This window comes from Shewanella sp. AS1 (genome assembly GCF_021412565.1).
In the GTDB taxonomy this organism is placed as follows: Bacteria; Pseudomonadota; Gammaproteobacteria; order Enterobacterales; family Shewanellaceae; genus Shewanella.
Genome location: NZ_JAKCLJ010000008.1, coordinates 16782 through 36792, shown reverse-complemented (window position 1 = coordinate 36792; position 20011 = coordinate 16782). Strand labels below are relative to the sequence as shown.

General features: G+C 51.7%; 21 protein-coding genes. All 21 read right to left on the bottom strand.

All coding sequences use genetic code 11. The features are described from left to right. Positions 1–14: 14 nt before the first annotated feature. The gene (locus LZP69_RS11570; protein ID WP_234200750.1) at positions 15–596 is read right to left on the bottom strand and encodes a Maf family protein; all 582 of its coding nucleotides are present in this window, start codon (positions 594–596) and stop codon (positions 15–17) included. Between the two features lie 47 nt (positions 597–643). Then, on the bottom strand, positions 644–1132 hold the full coding sequence (gene mreD, locus LZP69_RS11565; RefSeq protein WP_234200749.1) for a rod shape-determining protein MreD: 489 nt from the start codon (positions 1130–1132) through the stop codon (positions 644–646). Continuing rightward, a complete protein-coding gene (gene mreC / locus LZP69_RS11560; RefSeq protein ID WP_234200748.1) occupies positions 1129–2016 on the bottom strand; it encodes a rod shape-determining protein MreC in 888 nt (295 codons plus the stop codon). The genes mreD and mreC overlap by 4 nt, the downstream gene beginning before the upstream one ends. Before the next feature lie 143 nt (positions 2017–2159). Next, positions 2160–3209 carry a rod shape-determining protein gene (locus LZP69_RS11555; RefSeq protein ID WP_234200747.1) on the bottom strand — a complete coding sequence of 350 codons (1050 nt, stop codon included), beginning with the start codon at positions 3207–3209 and terminating at the stop codon, positions 2160–2162. Positions 3210–3407: 198 nt separating this feature from the next. Beyond that, a complete protein-coding gene (locus LZP69_RS11550) occupies positions 3408–6080 on the bottom strand; it encodes a DUF6701 domain-containing protein (protein ID WP_442800681.1) in 2673 nt (890 codons plus the stop codon). Positions 6081–6120: 40 nt separating this feature from the next. Then, on the bottom strand, positions 6121–6576 hold the full coding sequence (locus tag LZP69_RS11545) for an MSHA biogenesis protein MshP (RefSeq protein ID WP_234200745.1): 456 nt from the start codon (positions 6574–6576) through the stop codon (positions 6121–6123). Continuing rightward, positions 6566–7420, bottom strand: coding sequence for a PilW family protein (locus LZP69_RS11540; protein ID WP_326490265.1), 855 nt, complete (start codon positions 7418–7420; stop codon positions 6566–6568). The genes LZP69_RS11545 and LZP69_RS11540 overlap by 11 nt, the downstream gene beginning before the upstream one ends. Continuing rightward, positions 7420–7971, bottom strand: coding sequence for a prepilin-type N-terminal cleavage/methylation domain-containing protein (locus tag LZP69_RS11535; RefSeq protein ID WP_234200743.1), 552 nt, complete (start codon positions 7969–7971; stop codon positions 7420–7422). The genes LZP69_RS11540 and LZP69_RS11535 overlap by 1 nt, the downstream gene beginning before the upstream one ends. Then, a complete protein-coding gene (locus LZP69_RS11530; RefSeq protein WP_234200741.1) occupies positions 7961–8410 on the bottom strand; it encodes a pilus assembly FimT family protein in 450 nt (149 codons plus the stop codon). The genes LZP69_RS11535 and LZP69_RS11530 overlap by 11 nt, the downstream gene beginning before the upstream one ends. 167 nt (positions 8411–8577) lie before the next feature. Continuing rightward, positions 8578–9084 (bottom strand): type II secretion system protein, encoded by a 507-nt coding sequence (locus LZP69_RS11525; protein WP_234200740.1) that lies wholly within the window; start codon positions 9082–9084, stop codon positions 8578–8580. Positions 9085–9131: 47 nt separating this feature from the next. After that, positions 9132–9656, bottom strand: coding sequence for a type II secretion system protein (locus LZP69_RS11520; RefSeq protein WP_234200739.1), 525 nt, complete (start codon positions 9654–9656; stop codon positions 9132–9134). Between the two features lie 92 nt (positions 9657–9748). Further along, on the bottom strand, positions 9749–10351 hold the full coding sequence (locus LZP69_RS11515; protein WP_234200839.1) for a pilin: 603 nt from the start codon (positions 10349–10351) through the stop codon (positions 9749–9751). A gap of 214 nt (positions 10352–10565) precedes the next feature. Beyond that, positions 10566–11786, bottom strand: a complete 1221-nt coding sequence (locus tag LZP69_RS11510; RefSeq protein WP_234200738.1) for a type II secretion system F family protein — start codon at positions 11784–11786, stop codon at positions 10566–10568. A gap of 2 nt (positions 11787–11788) precedes the next feature. Continuing rightward, positions 11789–13594: a GspE/PulE family protein gene (locus LZP69_RS11505; RefSeq protein WP_326490264.1), complete on the bottom strand. Its 1806-nt coding sequence runs from the start codon at positions 13592–13594 to the stop codon at positions 11789–11791. Beyond that, positions 13591–14781 carry a tetratricopeptide repeat protein gene (locus LZP69_RS11500; RefSeq protein WP_234200737.1) on the bottom strand — a complete coding sequence of 397 codons (1191 nt, stop codon included), beginning with the start codon at positions 14779–14781 and terminating at the stop codon, positions 13591–13593. The genes LZP69_RS11505 and LZP69_RS11500 overlap by 4 nt, the downstream gene beginning before the upstream one ends. Next, positions 14781–15683 (bottom strand): ExeA family protein, encoded by a 903-nt coding sequence (locus LZP69_RS11495; RefSeq protein ID WP_234200736.1) that lies wholly within the window; start codon positions 15681–15683, stop codon positions 14781–14783. Before LZP69_RS11495 ends, LZP69_RS11500 begins: the two co-directional genes overlap by 1 nt. Before the next feature lie 6 nt (positions 15684–15689). Then, entirely contained in the window at positions 15690–17369 is a 1680-nt protein-coding gene (gene mshL, locus LZP69_RS11490; RefSeq protein ID WP_234200735.1) for a pilus (MSHA type) biogenesis protein MshL, read from the bottom strand. Continuing rightward, complete coding sequence (locus LZP69_RS11485) at positions 17370–17732, bottom strand: MSHA biogenesis protein MshK (protein WP_234200734.1); 363 nt, start codon at positions 17730–17732, stop codon at positions 17370–17372. It lies immediately after the preceding gene. Then, a complete protein-coding gene (locus LZP69_RS11480) occupies positions 17719–18369 on the bottom strand; it encodes an MSHA biogenesis protein MshJ (RefSeq protein WP_234200733.1) in 651 nt (216 codons plus the stop codon). The genes LZP69_RS11485 and LZP69_RS11480 overlap by 14 nt, the downstream gene beginning before the upstream one ends. Continuing rightward, a complete protein-coding gene (locus LZP69_RS11475; protein WP_234200732.1) occupies positions 18366–18971 on the bottom strand; it encodes a PilN domain-containing protein in 606 nt (201 codons plus the stop codon). Before LZP69_RS11475 ends, LZP69_RS11480 begins: the two co-directional genes overlap by 4 nt. After that, entirely contained in the window at positions 18971–19834 is an 864-nt protein-coding gene (locus LZP69_RS11470; protein ID WP_234200731.1) for an MSHA biogenesis protein MshI, read from the bottom strand. The genes LZP69_RS11475 and LZP69_RS11470 overlap by 1 nt, the downstream gene beginning before the upstream one ends. Positions 19835–20011 lie beyond the last annotated feature (177 nt).

The following is a 20011-nucleotide window of genomic DNA, read 5'->3' as shown; positions in this document are numbered from 1 at the left end:
TAAATTTAATGCAATTATAAAATTTTCATCTGAGCTAGCAGGGCTTTGGTCTCAACCAGAGGCAGACCCACGACAGCAGAGTAGCTCCCTTCAATGCCTTGCACAAAACAGCCGCCCAAGCCCTGAATCCCATAGGCGCCGGCCTTATCCATAGGTTCACCCGTGGCGATATAGGCTTGGATATCTTGATCGCAAAGCTGGCAGAACTTCACTTTCGTTTCAACCAGATGTGACAGGGTCGTTTCACCATCGGTCAGGGCCACAGCCGTCATGACACTGTGCTGTCGCCCCGAGAGCGCCGCCAGCATGCGCTTAGCATCCGCCTCATCTTGAGGTTTACCTAAGATCTGCCCATCCAGCACTACTATAGTATCTGAGCCCAGTACCTGAGCGCCGACCTCAGTGCACAGAGCCAGACCCGCCTTGGCTTTCTCTATCGCGAGCCTAAGCACCAACTCCCCTGGCAGCTCGCCCGCTCTGGCAGTCTCATCGATATCCGCAGGTAAGATCGCAAAACTAAATTGTGCCTGCCCCATACCCAGCTGCGCCAACAGTTCTTTGCGGCGCGGAGAAGCGGAAGCCAAAACCAAAGACATCTTAATTTATCCTATTACTCAAACCGATCCCGTCTCAGGATTAGGGATTATCTTACCTTATAAATACGCCGAATTCGTCTCAGGATCCAGAACACCCATGGCCAGATAAACAGACTGGAGATCACAGGCAGGAAGATATTGAACTCAAAGCTCGCCACATTCACCACAAACTGCAGCCAGAACACCAAGAGATGATAGAGACAGACCAGAGTAGACATCATCAACGCCTGTTGCCACATGGGGAAATTACGCAGCCGCTGAAAGTGCAATACCACCACATAAACGGCCAGAGAGATGGCAAAGGCGCGGATCCCAAGGTGGGCGCCCAGCAGAATATCCAGCAGCACCCCGAGTATCCAGGCGGTTAAAATATTGTATCTGTGGGGTAAGGCCATGGCCCAATAGAAGATCACCAGCAGTACCCAGTCGGGGCGCCAAGGCTCGACTATGCTGGGCAGAGGCATGATCTGAAACACCATGGCGACGAGTAAGCTCAGCCATACGATCCAGCGGCCTCTCGCAATTTGCATACTCATTGCGTCTTATTCTCCCCGTCATTGCTGCCCGCTTGCACCTCACTCTTGGCTTCAGCTTTTGTTTCTGGCGCCTCACCATCGGGCCAGAGCAGCAGCAGATAACGAATTCTGTCCAGTGCGGCTAAGGGCTGTGCCGTGACTGTGGCATAGCTTTGGCCATCATCTTTATCAACCTGCATAATACGCGCGACGGGATACCCCTCAGGAAAGCGTTTCCCCAGACCCGAGGAGACCAGCAGATCGCCGACGCGCAGATCGGTACTCTTGGCCACATGGCGCAGTTCCAGCTCATCAATTTCACCGGTTCCCTGGGCGATAAGTCGCACATCGTTACGAGTAACCCGCACCGGGATGGCGTGGGTCACATCGGAGATCAATAGCACCCGACTGGTGAGAGCGCTCACCTCCACCACTTGGCCGACCACACCGTGAGCATCGACCACAGGCTGACCCACATAGACGCCGCTGCTGGCGCCATGATTTAACACCACATAATGACGAAAAGGATCGCTGGCCACCTCCATCACCTCGGCAACCATCTTCCTGGCATCCATATGCACAGGCGAGCCCAGCAAGGCGCGCAGGCGCTCATTCTCCTGACGCAGATGTTCAAAACGCTGCAGGCGCTCACTCATCAGCAGTTGCTGTCTAAGCAGTTCTTTATTCTGTCTTTCGAGCATATTGCGGGTGGCTATGGTTTCTGCCGACCAATCGAGAAAGGCACCGGGAATATTGGCCACATACTGCATGGGACTGAGTAGGGATGAGATAGATTTTCTCGCCGGCTCCAGCCTGTCGTTGGCCACCAGCAAGATCACCGACAAAATAATTGCCAATGTCAGTCGGAATTGATTTGAAATACCGCGTGCGAAAATGGGTTTCATAAAACACTTAAGGCAGCAAGATGCGGCGACCGTGACCAATCAAAATAAGAAAGGTTTGATTATATGGGTAAAATAACGCTCTGTCCCATTAAATCAGGTCACCGGCATATCACTGCCTCTAATTAGCGTCTAAATCGACTTAATTAGTTTTCTTCAGAGAAGAGATCACCACCATGCATATCGATCATCTCTAACGCCTTGCCGCCACCACGGGCCACACAGGTTAACGGATCGTCGGCCACCATCACAGGAATCCCCGTTTCCTGCATCAGCAGGCGGTCAAGATCACGCAGCAACGCGCCACCACCGGTTAACACCATGCCGCGCTCAGAGATATCCGATGCCAGTTCAGGTGGAGACTGCTCAAGCGCCACCATAACCGCACTGACGATACCCGAAAGGGGCTCTTGTAGCGCCTCTAAGATTTCATTGCTGTTTAGGGTAAAGCTGCGTGGTACACCTTCGGCCAGATTACGGCCACGCACTTCAATCTCCAGCACTTCATCGCCAGGATAAGCGGTACCGATAGTGTGCTTGATGCGCTCGGCAGTCGCTTCACCAATCAGGCTGCCGTAGTTGCGGCGAACATAATTGATGATGGCGTCATCAAACTTATCACCACCAATACGCACAGAAGAGGAGTAAACTACGCCGTTTAACGAGATGATGGCCACTTCGGTTGTGCCACCACCAATATCAACCACCATAGAACCTGTGGCTTCAGACACAGGCAGACCGGCACCAATCGCAGCCGCCATAGGCTCTTCAATTAGATAGACTTCGCGAGCACCTGCACCCATGGCAGATTCGCGGATCGCGCGGCGCTCAACCTGAGTCGCGCCAACAGGCACACACACCAGCACGCGGGGACTTGGACGGAAAACACTGTTGTTGTGCACTTGCTTGATGAAGTGCTGCAACATCTTCTCAGTCACATAGAAATCGGCAATCACACCGTCTTTCATTGGACGAATCGCCTGAATATTACCCGGCGTACGACCGAGCATCTGCTTTGCTTCTGTACCTACGGCTGCGACAGATTTCTGTCCATGACTGCCGCGTTCGCCACGAATAGCAACAACTGAAGGCTCATTTAATACTATGCCCTCTTCGCGAACGTAAATTAAGGTGTTAGCTGTACCCAAATCGATCGATAGATCGTTAGAAAAAATGCCACGCAGCTTCTTGAACATGTAACTTAGCCTGTCTCAGTGGAGTCGGATGAATAAAGATCAGGTAACTTTAACAATGCCCCCCGGATTCCACAAGGAGATTATGCGGATAGTTTGATAAATATATCTTCATCTTCAAGCCGTAAGCATCAAGCTCCCCAGTGGTAAATTCAGCAAGGGCTAATACAACTCAAAACCCTGATGGCTCAACCAGAGCGCTTATTGCACCTCGCGCCAGAAAATCACCTTATCGTGGCCACGGTAAGTGCCAAAATAGGCGGTCGCCCTTGGGTCATACAGAGTATCTGGCGCCGTGCCATCGAAGTTCCAGTACCACTTCAACCAGGGACCGATATGAAGTTTTAACGGCACCTCCCCAGCACTGCTTGGGACAGCGAAATAGAGATACCCCTGGCCGAGCCCTAGGCTGCCAAGTTGAGACGAGAGATTAGGATCGCTATAGGCATTAATTGCAGAAAAGCCCGCAGGAAACTGCATATTAAGCCCGCTTACGGCGCCCTCGCCCGGATCGCTCGAACTAACAGTCTGGTACACAGTGCAGTTATCCTGCTGATTCGTCTCCCAATTTGCCAAACCTTGAGCATCAATGCTGGTGACATATTCGCTGCGAAGGGGCAGGCGCAGACTCTCAGTCTCAGGCCCATAGCCATTTTCCAGGCGTAATCGACCATACCTGAATTCGACCCCCTGCCCCTTGCCTATCTCATCGAACCGATAGGGCAAACAGCTGCCCGCAGCGCTGGCTTGATAGCAGATACCATCTTCATCGCTCACATCTAGGCTGGAAAGCTCAAGATAAAACTGGCCTTCAAAGGGGACGAGAGGCGCTGGAGTACGCACATACTTAAGCTCGCTATCTCGCAGCTCGGCGACATTGGGCGAAAGTTGATAATTGACCCTGCCCGACAGAGCAGGAAACGCGAAATCGGCCAGATTGGCACTGCCGCTCTGATCCTGATACCGCCGCCCCGACCATGGGTTCTGCTCGGCCAGATCTCTGTGTCTATAGCGCCACCACTGCCCAATTTGATAGTTACTGGTGACAGTGCCAAGTGTGCTGTAGCCCGCCACCTCAATGCGTGGCTCCAGCCCGGCGATAAATCCAAAGGGCTGCTCCAGATAGCTAAAGTGCTGGCAGCTCGCCGCGAGCTGGGGAACATTGCCCTTTATGTCCAGATAGGCTGGGGTGAAGCGGCCAAAAATTTCGCTACTGGAACGCCCCGCATCGATAGTCACCCCCTCATAATGCAGATCGGCGGCGAGGCTCACCTTCATGGTGCCGACCTCACTCCAACTTTGGTTATCTATCTTAAGCCCTGTGTCATTGGCCGTTATCTTAAAATCGGCCGCCGTTACCCCCAGCGCACCGTCGGCGCCCGTGCTGGGCTGCTCCACTTTCACATCAAACTGCAGGCTAGCATATTCAAAATTTTGCAGCGCACCATTATCACTAAAGTCGCTGTCGTTATCGGTTTGCCAACAGGCGGCCATCACCTGCATGGCAAAAGGCTCTCCCGCTTTAGCGAAAATAGCGCAGTTGGGATCATAGGGATCGCTGCTATCACAACGCACATGATTCATGGGCGAGAAATGAAATCCAGCCGGCGCGGCAGTGAAGGTATCGCTGTGAGTCAGAAATAAACTCTCAGTCGCTCCGCTCGGCTGAGTCACAAAATGCAGATATTGGGCGTTTAACCTGACCACCCCAGCCTCGGGATACCTGGCCGTCAAGCTGGCCACCCCATTGGCATCGAACTGAACATTCATGTTCTGTATGCTGCCCCCCGAAATCGTCTTAGTCTGAGCGGGGGCGTTGACACTGCTAAGCGTCAGTTTCGCCGGGTTGTTCACACTCGATGGGCGCTCATAATCGAAGCTGAAGTTGATCGAGCGACTCTGATTAGTGAACAGCGGCTGACACTGCTGGGTCTGGGTATTTTTGGTCACGGCATACAGATTGAACTGATTGCTGGTCTTGCAGGAGCTGGTATCGGGCACCTCGAAATAGAGCCCTGTATCTTCAAAGTTGAGCTGGCAGGCAGCATTACTCACCAGAGCGCCATCGATATAACAGCGATAAGGCGCCGCTGGGGATGTGCCTCCCAGCCCTAGATGCACGATCCCCCCAGCAGGATGCAGAAGCTGAGTCTGAGTCTGACCGGTAAAAGTCACATTTTGGTAATGAACATTGGCCTTAGTCAACTCAACGCTGGAGGTAACTGTCGCCTCAGTTGAGCAAGCATCATTGACACAGGCGCGCAGACCGATACTTTTCGCCGTGCAGCTAAGGGCATCTGAGCTAAATTCGATACGATAATGATCGACACTCACGGGGCCTTGATTACACATGCCGCCAAAGTCAGCCTTATCCACCGCATCCTGATCGAAATTTACCTCACTTTTATTGTGAAGTGCTAACGCGCCCCCCGAGGCAACGGCCCCATCTATGATGGTTTGCGGCTGAATATCCACTGAGCCACCCACATAGATGATGCCATTAATAGAAACATGGCCAGCGAGTGATAAAGCATTTCTGACAAAGATGATCAACTCACTGGCATCGCCACCTAAATTGATATTTGAGTTATTAATAGAGAGGGTATCGAAATAGAGCCGGGTCGTTCTGCCACTGGTCTTAACATAATTTCCCTGATGAAACCTGCCTGAGCTGTAGTTATAGTCTCCTGGCTGAAACTCATAGGTGCTCGGGTCATAGGCGACAGGTGTACAGGAGCCATTGCTGCAATCCAGCAGGCCTAAGCTTGGCCCAATATTCGCTGGCGGAATGAGTCCAGGCTGAATATTACCGCGCGGAGGATCCTTAAAAATATCATTACACTGAGGCGCCGCCGAGGCTTGCAAGCAAACCACCAACAGGCCAGTACAGAGTAAAAGGCAATTTCGCAGCAGGCTAATCACGGGCCAGCACCTCCACCTTACGGTTAACTCGAATACAGCTGTCGCCATCACAATTGCCTGCGGCGCAGTTCGCCTCACTGGTGATCGCATATTGAGTCACACCATCAAGCAGATGTTCGCTGCAAGTAAGACTCACACTGCAACCAGAAAAACCCACAAGATCGGGCGGCGTCCAACTGCTGCTGGCTAAGCAAACCCTGTCTGCCGCTAAACCGCTTAAGGGAAACAATTGCGCTAAGGCGGCATCGGCACCACTGTTCGCCGCCGCCAAGGCCCGAGTACCCATCACCTCCAGACTCACCTGCTCGTCGCTATCCTGCAAGATATGAATTAAGGCGCTGGCCATCAGAAACATCACAGTGATGACGAAGATACCTATCACCAGCGCACTGCCTCGCTGGCCTTGTCGGTTCAATCTGTGTATGGCGATAGAAGCGTTAAGGAACATTGATCACCTGCACCTGATGTTGATAGTGAAACACCTGACCATTGACCGAAAATCTAGGACTGAGCTGCACCACGGCATGATTCGTAAGCGTGCCAGGCGTGAAGCTAAGGGCAGGCTCAGTCTGCAGATGATTGGCGAGATTCTGCGCCATCAAGACGCCAGGTCCCAGGGTAGCGGGCGTACCCTGCAGTGCCCGCAAGCCATAATGGTCGTAACGGCGGATCTCGCCTGCCTGTAAAAAGCAGTAACTGACGGCATCATCGACTAGATAATAACGTTTCTGTGGTGAATCTTTAGCAAACTGTACTGCTCGCTCAAACTCAATAATGTCCCCCGTCAGCTTCTTGATATTGAAAAGCTGTCCCACAGTGCCCGAGGGCTGGCTTGCATAAAAGTCAGCGGGTCTCTGAGGATAAACCAGCAGCTTTTCAGTGCCCGACACAGAAATTGATGCGGGCATGATATTGCCGCTACTGGCTGGCGCAGCCGGCGCGACCGGCAGTTGCAGATAACTGCCACCCGCCAGAATAGGGACAAACTCCACACATTGATAATCGGCCGTGCTGGTCACCCGCAGGCTGTTAGGCGCGGCGTTACGCAGCTCCCGGGTGAGCCTCTCAATCACGAAACGGCTCTGGCCGAGCACCTGATCGACCGAGGTGGACTCAACAAAAATCCGCGTGCCGAAAATGAGAAAGCTGCTACTGCCGATCACCAGCACGCCTAAGATGATGATCACTGTGACCATCTCCACCAGGGTAAAGCCTAGCTGCTTGGAGCAAGTAAGAAGGTGCCCAGAACGACCGAGAAAGTAGGGACCGTCAGAATAACCATTGCGCTGCATCAATAGTTACTCCTCAGGGCGTTGTAAGTGATCACTTCCCCATTGGGCGTTGTCACATCTATGGTGATCAATTTGCTATTTTTATTAGTGTTAGGGTAAGTCACAGACACATGTAAACGGTAGTTGGGGTAACTCTCCTTGTAGGTCTGAGTGGAGTTGAGCATCAAATCATTTTCGGTCAGGCCGTCATAATCATCCAGATCCCGAAAGTGATTCCTGTCCAGCCCCTGGGGACCGAAATCGGCGGCATCTGTGCACTCTTCCCCTGCGGGCAAGCCAGCATCCGGCCGGGCGAGCGCGCCGCAAGCGGGTACGCCGCCATTGGGATTAGTATGTTCATCGAAACGTTTGCCCCAGATCTCATTGAGCAGCGAATGCGCCAGCTCGGCCGATCGCACCCTGTGCAGGGTTTCGGCGACGCGATCCGCCTGGGGAAACAGCATGCTAGTCAGCATCACAAAGGCGATACCCAGCACCAAGATCCCGACAATCAACTCCACCAGGGTAAAGCCCTGGGCGCGACTTGAATTCTTGTGAAAATTAGCGGCCATGGATATACCCCTGACTCTCGATAATGAGATCTAGGCTCTCATCCGCCGACACCTTAACAACGCAAGTGTTAGCGCACTGGGGCAGGATCGCACCCTCTTGATTAAACATCAGGTTAAAGTCCTGACTGCCGCTTAAGGTGACTGATGTCTGTCTGGGAAGTGACTGAGGCGTGCCAGACACTAGGACTGTGCTGCAATCGCTCCGATAGATCATCATGCGATAATCATTGGGCGTCAGCTTAACGCCATAACACCTATCCTGATTATTGAGCGCCATCAGCTGCACCCGCCTGAGCTCACCGATCAACTCATCTCTCAGGGTATAGGCACTGTAAGCTGAGGCAGAAAAAAAGCGCGGCAACACCACCACGGCCAGGATGCTAATCAAGACCATAGTTGTGACCAATTCCACCAGAGTGAAACCTTGCTGTTTTGCCATCGCTCCTCGCCCGCAATAGGGTTAAATTGACTTTGCCTATAAGCTACAGTGTACGTCAGATAATGTCATTGATTTCAGTAAGCTTTGCCGAGCACTTTACTGAGTGCTTCTTTACCCTGCAGTACAAAAAAGGCCTGCATGGCAGGCCTTTTGAATCAACTAAGTCATTAACAACCTGTAATAACTTTCTCTACCTTAATAGGAGCATGTCCTGATGCGCTATCAAGCGCATTTTCGTAACTCACATAGCAAGTACCTGTGGGAGGAGTAGCCTGTCCTTGTGGATAGAAATAAATTAGCTTGTTCGAGGTATCTTCTTCATATAACCACTCAGCCGTAGTACCTGTATTAGCAGCACTAATATCTAACACATGTTCCAAACTACCTGTCCATACCGCAGTTGCATGACCATAGTTAAGCGCAACAGTTTTACCTGTCGCGACAGTAACTGTAGGGGTTGCTGTCGATGCTAGAGTTTCATTACCGGCAATTAGCGATTTAGAAACAACTAGGCTGTCGGCGCCTTTAATCGCAGCTTCTAACCCATCCAATGTCGAAGCTCGCGCATCTGACTGCAAATTAATAAACTTAGGCGCGGCGGTCACAGCCAGAATACCTAAGATGATGATCACGACCACTAATTCAATTAGTGTAAAACCCTGTTGTTTTTGCATCTTCATTCCCAATTATTCAACAATAACAATTCAATCATTTATTAAAATTAACAGCCGTTATTATCTGCTTTTACAGCGGGCTGTGTTGTGGCAGCGATCGCAACTATGTAATGTATGCGACATGAATCCGTTGGATCATTTGCCGTTTTACCTTTGGGTGCGATAAAAAATTCGTTCGTCGTATTCGCAACAGACCAAACACCCCAGTCACCGGTAACAGCCACTGTGGGACCAGACAGAACTTCAAACTGCATATCCAGCAGTTTTTCCAGTTCCTTAGCGACATCCGCCGTAGTAGCCTTACCGTCCAGATAACCATAACGGGTTGCTACATCTACACCTGTGGCGATTGTGACTGAATCACTCAGGCTCTGCTCTTTTCCTGCGATGGTGGCCTTCGAATAGAGCAGCGCATTGGCTCCCTGTATCGAGGCCTTGAGTCCATCGAGGGTCGATGCGCGGGCATCGGACTGCAGATTGATAAACTTAGGCGCGGCGGTCACCGCCAGAATGCCCAAGATGATTATCACTACCACTAATTCGATTAGGGTAAAGCCATTTTGCTTCTTCATGAAAAACAACCTTTAGTTTTCTCGCTTACAACAGATAAAGCAGTATCTGAATCCTTGGGAGCAGATACTGCACTTAAGTCGAGGAGGGAGAATCAATTAGTAAAACTTAACACCTGGCCTGTGCCTGGGTTATAGGTGATTCCCTTAGCACTCGCAGTATTGAGATCTGGGTTAGGTGTCGGCACACCAGACTGGTTCAGGGTCAGCGATGACACCTGATGATAAACGCAGAGATCCAGGCCAGTGACATCTGTGCCATCTGTGGCTTTAGTCGAACCGCCAGCACCATTTAACATGCGCACAGTAAAACGCTCATTGCGGGCATCTGCAGTTGAGAGCACGTTATTTGGGACGCTTTGCAACACAGTATCGAACACCTCTTTGCAGCTTTCATGTGTCATAGCTGTCGCACTGGTTGCGCCACTGGTGCCAGTTGGATAACCAAAGCGGGTATCCACATTGACGTTTGTGCCATCAAGCACTACATCACTATTTTTACGGCCATCGACTTCCCACTGAGAGCGCACAAAACTCACCGCAGTGGCTAAACCACTAGAGACACCATCGACGCTGGCCTCTTCGGCTTCGTCGGTCACATTGAGAAAACGCGGAATGGCCGTTGCGGCTAAAATCCCTAAGATCACTATCACTATCACTAACTCGATAAGTGAAAAGCCCTGTTGTTTCTTTCTCATCATATTTGTCGCCATATTCATATTTTCTTTCCCTTAATCCTTGAATATAAATAAATTACTAAAAGTTAAAGCTATATCCCTGCTTATAAAAAATGCACAAACTCTCTACATCTAACCAAGCAGCGAAGATTCTATCATCACAATTAGAATAAACTATCTATTTTTACATTTTTTACTTATTTATCAAACTTTTAACACTTAAAAGTAGACAATATTAACTTCCCCCTTTCACCGCATTGAGCATATCCCACATGGGCAGATAAATACCCAGCGCGAGGATCAGAACTATGATGGCCACTATACCTATCAGAATCGGTTCCAGTCTGGCGGTGAGATTTTTGAGATCATAATCCACCTCTCCCTCATAAAAATCGGCAGCATCGTTTAGCAGTTGATCTATCTGCCCGGTTTCTTCGCCAACGGCCACCATCTGCAATACCAGAGGGGTAAATAACTGGCTCTGATTTGATGCCCGCAGCATGGAATCCCCCGATTCGATATTGCGGCGCATGCCGACTATCTTATCGTGCATAAAGGCGTTATCGACCGCATCGGCCACCAGGCTAAGCGCCTGAGTCATGGGCACGCCAGCGCTGAGCATCATGGCAAAACTGCGGCAGTAGCGCGACAGGGTGGAGCGCTCGATAATACTCCCCACAGCAGGTAACTTAAGCTTCCACTGATCCCACTGTTTCTCCCCTTTCTCTGTGCTATGCCAATATCTGATCCCGACAAATGCCGCCAATGCACCGAATAAAAGCAGGTACCAGTAGTTGACGAAAAAGTTGGAGGTACCTATCAGCACTTGTGTCGCCCAGGGCAACTCAGCTCCAAAACGGGAAAACATGTCGGCAAACTTGGGGATCACTAAGATATTGAGCACCACCAGCGCCATAGCCACCGCCAGCAGCACAAACAGCGGATAACGCATCGCCGACTTGATGCGCCTGCGGGTTTCCTGTTCCCGCTCGATATAACCAGACAGCTGATTAAAGGCATCTTCCAGCTTGCCTGTGTTCTCGCCGACATGGATCATGGAGACAAACAGAGAGTCAAACACATCGCTGTGATGGTTCATCGCCGATGACAGGGGCCGCCCCGAGGTTAACTGCTCTGAGATATCCTTGAGCGCCTCGCGCATCCGTTTCGAATGTGTGCTCTCGGCCAGCCCGGCTATCGCGCGCAAAATGGGGATCCCCGAACGCGTCAGGGAATACATCTGCCGAGTAAAAATCTGCAGCTCATCCAGGCCAACCTTAGGGGTAAACAGGGAGTCCAGCTTAAAATCCTGCTTAACCTTAGCCAGAGTGACGGACAAAGGAATAATAGCGCGTGACATCAGCTGATCCGCCGCCGCGCTCTCAGAGGTCGCGTCCAGCTCCCCTGTCACCACCTGCCCCTTGGCATCCCGTCCACGATAGCGATAAATCGGCATGATCAGACACTAAGCTCCGTTTCAAGCTCAATTTCGGGCTCAGTATCAGGCCTAGTCCTGGCCTTGCCTTCAGCCAAAGAGGTAGACAGAGGCGGCTGCGCCTCAGACACATCCTCAATCAACCTGGCCACCTCTTCGAGGGTCGTCACCCCCTGAGATAGATACCCTAGCGCCGATTCTGCCAACGGGGTGAAATTCGGGCTCTGCTTGACCGCATTAGCGAACGCATGAGGATGGCCGGTGCGCATCGCTTCTATCATCACCTCATCGAGCTCTAGGATCTCAAACACCCCGATCCGGCCGCGATACCCTGTGCCATTACAGCTCTGACAGCCGCTCCCCATCTGGAATGTCGCCTGTGAGAAATCCTGTTTGCTCACAGAGGCCAACCAGGCCATATCCTGCGGACTCAGGCTATGGGGCTGGGCGCAGTTGTGACACACGCGGCGCACCAAACGCTGGGCGATGATCACCCGCAGGGCGCTGGCCACCAGATAACCGGCGGCGCCCATATCGAGCAGACGCAGGGCACTGGTCACAGCATCATTGGTATGCAGAGTCGATAACACAAAGTGACCCGTCAGCGCGCCGCGAAGTCCTATCTCCACCGTCTCCTGATCGCGCATCTCACCCACCATTATGATGTCCGGATCCTGACGCAGAGTGGTGCGCAGCACATTGGAAAAATCCAGGCCTATCTTATGGTTAACCTGCACTTGGTTAATTCGGGGCAGCTGATATTCCACCGGATCTTCGACGGTAATTATCTTCCTGTCCGGGGTATTGAGTTCACTTAGCACACCATAGAGAGTGGTGGTCTTGCCGCTCCCGGTCGGCCCTGTCACCAAGAGCATACCGTGGGGGCGCTTAATCTGCTTACGCACCCGCGCCAACATGGCAGGCGGCATACCGGTTTCATTCAATGTCAGCAGGCCTGCGGATTGATCCAGCAGACGCATCACCACAGATTCGCCGTGATAGATGGGCATGGTCGACATACGCACATCGATTTTATGGCCTTTGACCACTATGTGAAAACGGCCATCCTGTGGCAGACGCTTCTCTGAAATATCGAGCCCCGCCATCAGCTTAAGGCGCAGCACCAGCGCCGAGGCAATATTAGCCTCAGGCAGCGTATGTTCCTGCAACAGGCCATCGATACGCTGGCGGATCCTCAGTACCTTTTCACCGGGTTCAATATGGATATCCGACGCCCTAACCTGAACCGCATCCTCAAAAATCGAGTGCAGCAGCTTAACCACAGTCGCCTCATTGTTGCCATCGGCATCGGTGAGACTGGCGAGATCGAACTGATCATCGGCGGCATACTCCTCCTCCAACTGGCCGGCCATCTCGGCTATCTCGCCGGTACGACGGTAGAGGTTATCGAAGGCATCGAACAGCTGCTTCTCAGTCACCACGGCGATACTGATGCTCCTTGGCATCAAGAGGACTTCGATATTGTCCATCGCCTGCAGATCCGCAGGGTCGCTCATGGCGACCAGCACCTTGTCCCCTTGATCTTCCACCACCAGCGCCCGATATCGCCGCGCCTGTACCTCGGGCAGCAGATTCACCACCTCAGATGAGATGGGGCGACGGCTGATATCCAGAAAAGGAATATTGAGCTGGTGCGCCAGAAAATGCAGCAACTGCTCCTCTGTGATACAGGCGAGATCGATTAAGGTCCGGCCTAATTTCTTACCGCTTCGGCTCTGCTCGGCCAAGGCTTGAGCGAGCTGAACATCGCTGATGATCTGCTCTTGAACCAGGAGATCGCCTAAGCGCATTTTTAACTTGGGTTTCACTGGATCTCTCCTAATTGAGCCAAACGACGTTCAATAAATTCAAGTGCCTGTGTCGACAGACCATCCAGAACTAACGCTTGACGATAGGCTTGTTTCGCCGTGGAAAACTGATGCTGCGAATCCAGTGCGTAGGCCAGTCCCATCCACCATTTGGCGTCATCGGGTTCGATACGGGCGAGTTGGCGGTAGCTCTGCTCGGCCAGGGGAAACGCCCCTTGCTGCTGAGCAAGGTGACTCTGCATACTCCATTTCTGCTTCGCCAGTTCGGATTCATCCGGGATCGACGCCAACACGGCCAGCGCCTCATCTTTCATCTCAACTGCATCGTAGACACGCGCCAGTAGCAGGCTATATTCATACTCCTCGGGGAAAAGCGTCATCCCCTGCTGCAACACGGACTCGGCCTGGGTCATCATCCCCTGGCCATAATAGAGGGCCGCCAGATGGCGACGCGCCTGATGCAGCTGCGAATTGAGTCTAAGCGCCTCGCTGAAATCGCTTTCAGCCTGGGTCATATTGCCTTCATTCTGTGCCGCCTGACCGGCAGCAAAACGCTTCTCGGCCAATGCCTGAGGCGATAAGATCACCTCTTTGATCGCCATCATTCCAGCTGGTTTACTGGCTTTGCTATCAGGCTGGGAGGCTGCTACTGCGGGAGAAATCCCCTGCTCAGCTTGAGCACTAGTGACTTGAGCATTAGCTGCTTGAGCATTAGCAACTTGAGCATGAGTAACAGGAGGAGTATTGACCTGAGCAGACTCGCTCAGCTGCCTGTCCTGCGTTTCAGCCGCGGTTTCCGCTACGTTTTTTGTTTTCGCCGGGTTCGCCTCTTTCTCAACTGTGTTCTCTAGCACTTTTGGGCGATTCTCAGGTGCTTTCTCTGTCGCCCCGTTTTCTGTCGACTCTGCATGTACCAGGGCTAATTGTTCGACGACCCGAGCCTTCTCGCTCTGGTCTACTGAGATATTTTGGAAAAGCTGCCTATGTTCCTGCTGTTGCATACTCAGCTTGTACCAGGCGAATGCCCCCCCCACAAGTAACACGCTCAAGGCCAGTGCAAACAGGATCCAAGGCAGTCTGCCGGTCGCAGGCTGATGAAACTGCACTTGAGGAACAGGCAAGTCCTCGCCTCCCTGGTGCGATTGACGCTTGTCGAGATCTTTGAGCATACGGTTGATCACACTCATCACTGAGCCCCCATAAACCAATACCAGCAGCCAAATGACAGCAGGGCGGTAAAGGTCACCCCGGCAATTCGCCAGGGTAGACGGTTTGCAACTTGGGTGTCTTCAGTATCCTTAATCGCCGCATTCACATGGCGCTTGCTCACGGCCTGGGCGCCCTCACCAAAGGCAAGTAACAGAGATTTATGACACAACACATTGATTAAACGCGGAATACCTCTTGCAGCCTTGGCAATGCGTTTACTGTCGTTATCACCAAACAAGGGCAGACCCCGATAACCGGCGATTTTCAAGCGATGGCACAGGTAAGCATAGGTTTCCGCCTGGGTTAAGGCCCTGAGCCGGTAGCTGAAGGTGATCCTCTGTCTGAGCTGACGGAACTGTTTCAGCTTAAGGCGTTCATCCAGCTCTGGTTGAGCGAACAATACCACTTGCAGCAGTTTGCGGCTCTCGGTTTCCAGATTGGTAAACAGACGCAGCGCCTCGAGACTCTCATCGGGCAAGGCCTGGGCCTCATCGAGCACAAGTACGATAGAATGACCATGGGCCGACAAGGCGATAAGCTGCTGCTGGATCAGGTTGGTCAGCTGCTGTCGGTCGATATTGGCCGAATATTTCAGCCCCAGCTCCGCCGCAACCGCCCAGCGCAGTTCATCCGGCGTTAAATAGGGATTGGGCAAATAGGCGCAATGAAATCGTTCGGGAAGATCATTGAGTAATTTTCTACAGATCAGTGTCTTACCCGTACCAACCTCGCCGGTCACCTTAATAAAACCCTCGCCAGTTTGCAGCGCAGTTTGCAGCACCTGAAGCGCCTCAACATGAGGCATCAGGCCAAAAAAGAATTCGGTATTAGGCGTTAACGAAAACGGGGTTGCCGTAAAGCCAAAGTGCTGCAGGTACAAGCGCGTTTACTCCCCACTCTCTTGAGGATACCAGCGATCAAGCAGGGCCTTGGAGCGTTCAAGCTCGGTTTGCCAGGTGGAGGCGCCCACCACTGTCGGCTTAAGCAGAATCACCAACTCGGTTTTCCTCAATGAGTTAGAACGATTAGTAAATAGCTCACCTATCAGGGGAATATCTCCCAGCAGCGGCACCTTAGAGGATTGCTGGATATTCTCACTCTTCATCAGGCCGCCAATCACCACCACATCGCCATTACGGGCCTTGATGACAGTATCTGACTCGCGGATCTCACTCTGGGCCAGGGGCAGTTCCAAGGTCTCAGAGGAGACTTTGATCGATTTGTTCTGCTCTTTGATATCGATAACCGAGGGATGAACATGCAGCAGCACATTGCCCTCTTCATCTATCTGAGGCGTGACATCCAGGGCGATACCGGAGAAAAAGGGGGTCAGCTCAACCTCGGGCGAGGTCACAGGGGTTGTACCGGCGACCGTAGTCGAGGAGACATCGGTAACAAAGTATTCATCCTTACCTACCTTGATCACCGCTTTCTGGTTATTGGACGCTGTCACTCTTGGGCTGGAGAGCACATCGACATCGCCCTGGGTATCGAGCAGGGTGATCATGGCGCCAAAATCTGAGCCCTGAACATTAATCGAGGTCACACCGCCCAAGGTGCCGGTAATAGCATCGCCGAAGCTGCCTGGCGAGGTGCCGAAGTTGATCTTGGTATTACCGTTGGCAAAGGCGCTGCCAAGCACGTTATCCCACTGAATACCTTGCTGATATCCGTCGGATAGTGTCACCTCTAAGATCTTGGCTTCCAGAATTACCTGACGCTGCAGATGGCTTTCGGCCTGCTTGATAAAGGCCTTCACCTGACGTAGCTCATTGGGATAGGCACGCACTGTGACCAATCCCGCCTGAGGCGAAACCACCACCTGACGCCCACCGTCTGTCTGACCCACGATAGAGACCAAGGTGTCTTTCAGTTCGCCCCAGAAATCTGTCTTGGTATTAGAGCGAATAAAGGTGCCATTGGTGGTGTCGTTGCTGTTGCCGTTCGAGCCGTTGCTACCGTTACTGTAATTGCTGTTGTTATTGTTACCGTTATTGTTGTTACTGTTATTACTATTGTTATTGTCTGAGATTCGACCCGAGTTGACTGAGGTCAGGGATAAGCCTTGACGCTCCATATAGAGATAATTGAGCGCTATGGTCTCGGTGCGCATCCCGGCGGGAAACACCCGCAGCACCCGGCCCGCTCGGCTCACTTCATAGCCATAGATATCTTCCACCACCTTCAGAGCTTCACTCAGGGTCACCTCTTTGAGCGACAAAGAGATGGTACCAGACACATCGGGATGGACGGCAACGCTCAGCGGCGTGCCCTGTACCAGGCTTGAGAAAAAGACTCTGGCATCGACATCATGGGCCGAAACATCGAAACGTCGTTCAACGGGAGCCTGCGGCGAAACGCCACCTAACAGGGAAGCCGAACTGAGTTCACGCTGCACCGACTCAGGCATCTTGACCGCTGGAGGCTGCTGCGCCGACTGCGCAGCCTTATTTTCAAGCGAATGGGACAGGGCCGCCTTAGATTCCACTGGCTGTGGTCTGTCTGTGGTTTGGCACGCAACTAACAGTAAGGCCAGCAGTGGCGTCATGCTTGTTATTGTTCTCATCTATTCTCTACTTCCCTTGGTCCCAATCACGGCAGGATACAGACTGAATTTACGCCCATCGGCCAACCAGACACCCGCCTGTTCGATGCGTACAATTTTCACGCCCTGCAGTGCGTCTCCTACTTTAAACAGCTTATTGTTAAAAACCGCTGTGGCCGTGTGATTAGAAATTAATACACTGTTTAACTTTAATTTTTCTTTACCCTGAGTCTGCCCTGCCCCCTGGGAAGAGACCCCGATACCCGGACGGGTCGGATCCCTAAGGGTCTGGGCATCCTTAGCCTGCACTAGTGCGCCAGGCAAAAACAGCAATAAAATAACGCTACCGCCCAGGCACTTAATTAAAAAATTAATTAGCGACACTGATAAAATCCTTATTAATACTCAGGGTGTATAGGGCCAGCGTGACATTCGCCTTGGGATAGCCGGTGACCAGATAATCCAATTGCTTCCAGTACAGCTTGTTTGGCATGGCTTCTATGGCACTGACCAGCGCCAAAGTGGAGAAATAATCCCCTTCAAAGGTCAGCTTCATGCCATGGCTGTAAATATTGAGCTTCTCTTCGTTATCACCAAGCAGGAATGGGGTCGGAGCCAGTGTATCGAAGCCGGTTAACTTAACGCCCTTCACCCGCTTTAACAGCTCTCTGAGCATGGTGGGCATCTGTTTTGCGGGCACCATATCCACCATCTGGAAGGCGAGTTGTTGATCGACATTCTCCATCTGCTGCCTAAGCACAGTTAAGCGCTGGCGCACGCCCTCATCGGGATCTTGCTTCAATCTCTCCTGATAGAGCGCTATCTGCTGCTGTGAGGTGGCATTCTCGGCTGAGAGTCCTGTTATCTGCTGCCTCACACTCTGATATTCGACGAGTTGCGATTCCAGAGGGAGATACATTATCACGGCCACAAACAGTATGATCGCCAGGCTTACCATGGTTCGCTCACGCAGTGAGAGCTGGTCGAAATGCCCGGCTAGCTTATTTAAGCGGGATCTCATTGAACCGACTCCTCTTTTATCTTGCTCGTCAGCACAAAAGACAAGGGCTGATTTTCGCCTCGCTCCATAGTTAAGGTTTTGAATGACTGGCCTTTTAAGAGTTCGACTCTATGCAAACGCTCAACCCAATCGGGCACCTGCGCCGGTTCACTGCTAAAGCCCTCAAATTCAACGCTATCGTCAATCACATGAATGCGGCTCAGCCAGACCCGGCTATCGGCTATCTTGGCAAGATCTGTCAGTAACTCAGAGTAGCCCCGGCTCTGAAGCTTTTTAACTTCGCCGAGCTCACCGAGAAGACGATGTTTCAAGGCTATCTGCAGGCCTAACAGTTCGGCTTCATCCATTAAGGATTTTGAGGCAAAATGTTGCTTAAGCTGCTGTTCAAGCGAACTTTTTTGGCTGTCATAATCAGCTTTCTGGCTCAGCAGCTCCGCTTTGTGCTCTTGCAGTGCTTTGACTTCAAACAAGTAGTAAAGGTTGGCCAGCAGCAACAGGAGCAGCAGCGTCAGGGCCAGCTTTGTTAAACGGCTAAAAGAGAGCCCAAGCTTAGGGGGAAGCAGTGAGTCACTAAAGAGGTTAACCCTTAGTTTAGCCGTCATCACGCCGCCTCCTGCTGGTGTTTACTTTCCAGACAGGCGAGTTTAGCGAGCTGTTCACCCACAGAGGCACAGGGCACAATAGCGACCTTCTGGTAGAAGTGTGCCGCCAGTAATTCAGCCAACACCCCAGTGTCGCCGCCCATCAACAATGCTATCTCGGCAACAGGCGCCTGACGTAACTGACTCTCGAAGTAGTCCATGGAACGTTGTAACTCTAGGCTCAAACTATCGGCTACACCTAAGCGTAAATCTTCGCCTGAAACCTTGTCTATCTGGTTAAATCCCCGCACGGTACGCTGCATGAAAAGCTGACCTTGCTTGACGATTATTAGCTTAAGCTCTTGATTAGGCTCATGAAGTAGAACCAGTTTGGCCAAGCTTTCTGTCACGGACAGGTTACTTATCGCCATCTCTTCAATGCTCACGGTAGAAATAACTAGGCCATATTTCTCGGCAGCCTGAGCCATCTCACTCAAAAACTCCCGCTCAACCACCACCAGGTTTAACTTGTTTTGTGTGGATTCGGGGGGCTCAAAATAATCAAAATGCAGTGTATTGACCGGACGTGCGACCATATCCTTGATTGACCACACCAGCGCCTGAGGGATTTCCGCCGCCTCGACGGCCGGTTTATCCACGACTAACAGCTGATAAAAAGCGGAGTTTAAGACAATTTGCAGGTGTGCCCCTGGAAGCCGCTGCGCCAAGATGGCCAAGGCGGCATACCAATCCTGCCCCGCGAAAGATATTTGCTCTAAGGGTGCAGACTCATCGGCATGAGAGAGGGTTAGCCGTTCTGAAGTGACATAAACGCCTATATCGACGCGCTTATGTTTTTTTTGCCAAAAAGCCAGCCTTTTCAAAAAATAATTCCCTATAAAATTCCCTGTATGATGGACTATCGATACATGGATACGCTTTAACTGATGATTTTATTTTTAGCCTTGGTAACCAAGGTCTTATCAAGAGTCAAAAAATTGTCCTTATTGTAACCAGAGTTCATGGCTCTGAGTAGCAAATAACACTGTCAATTAGATGGA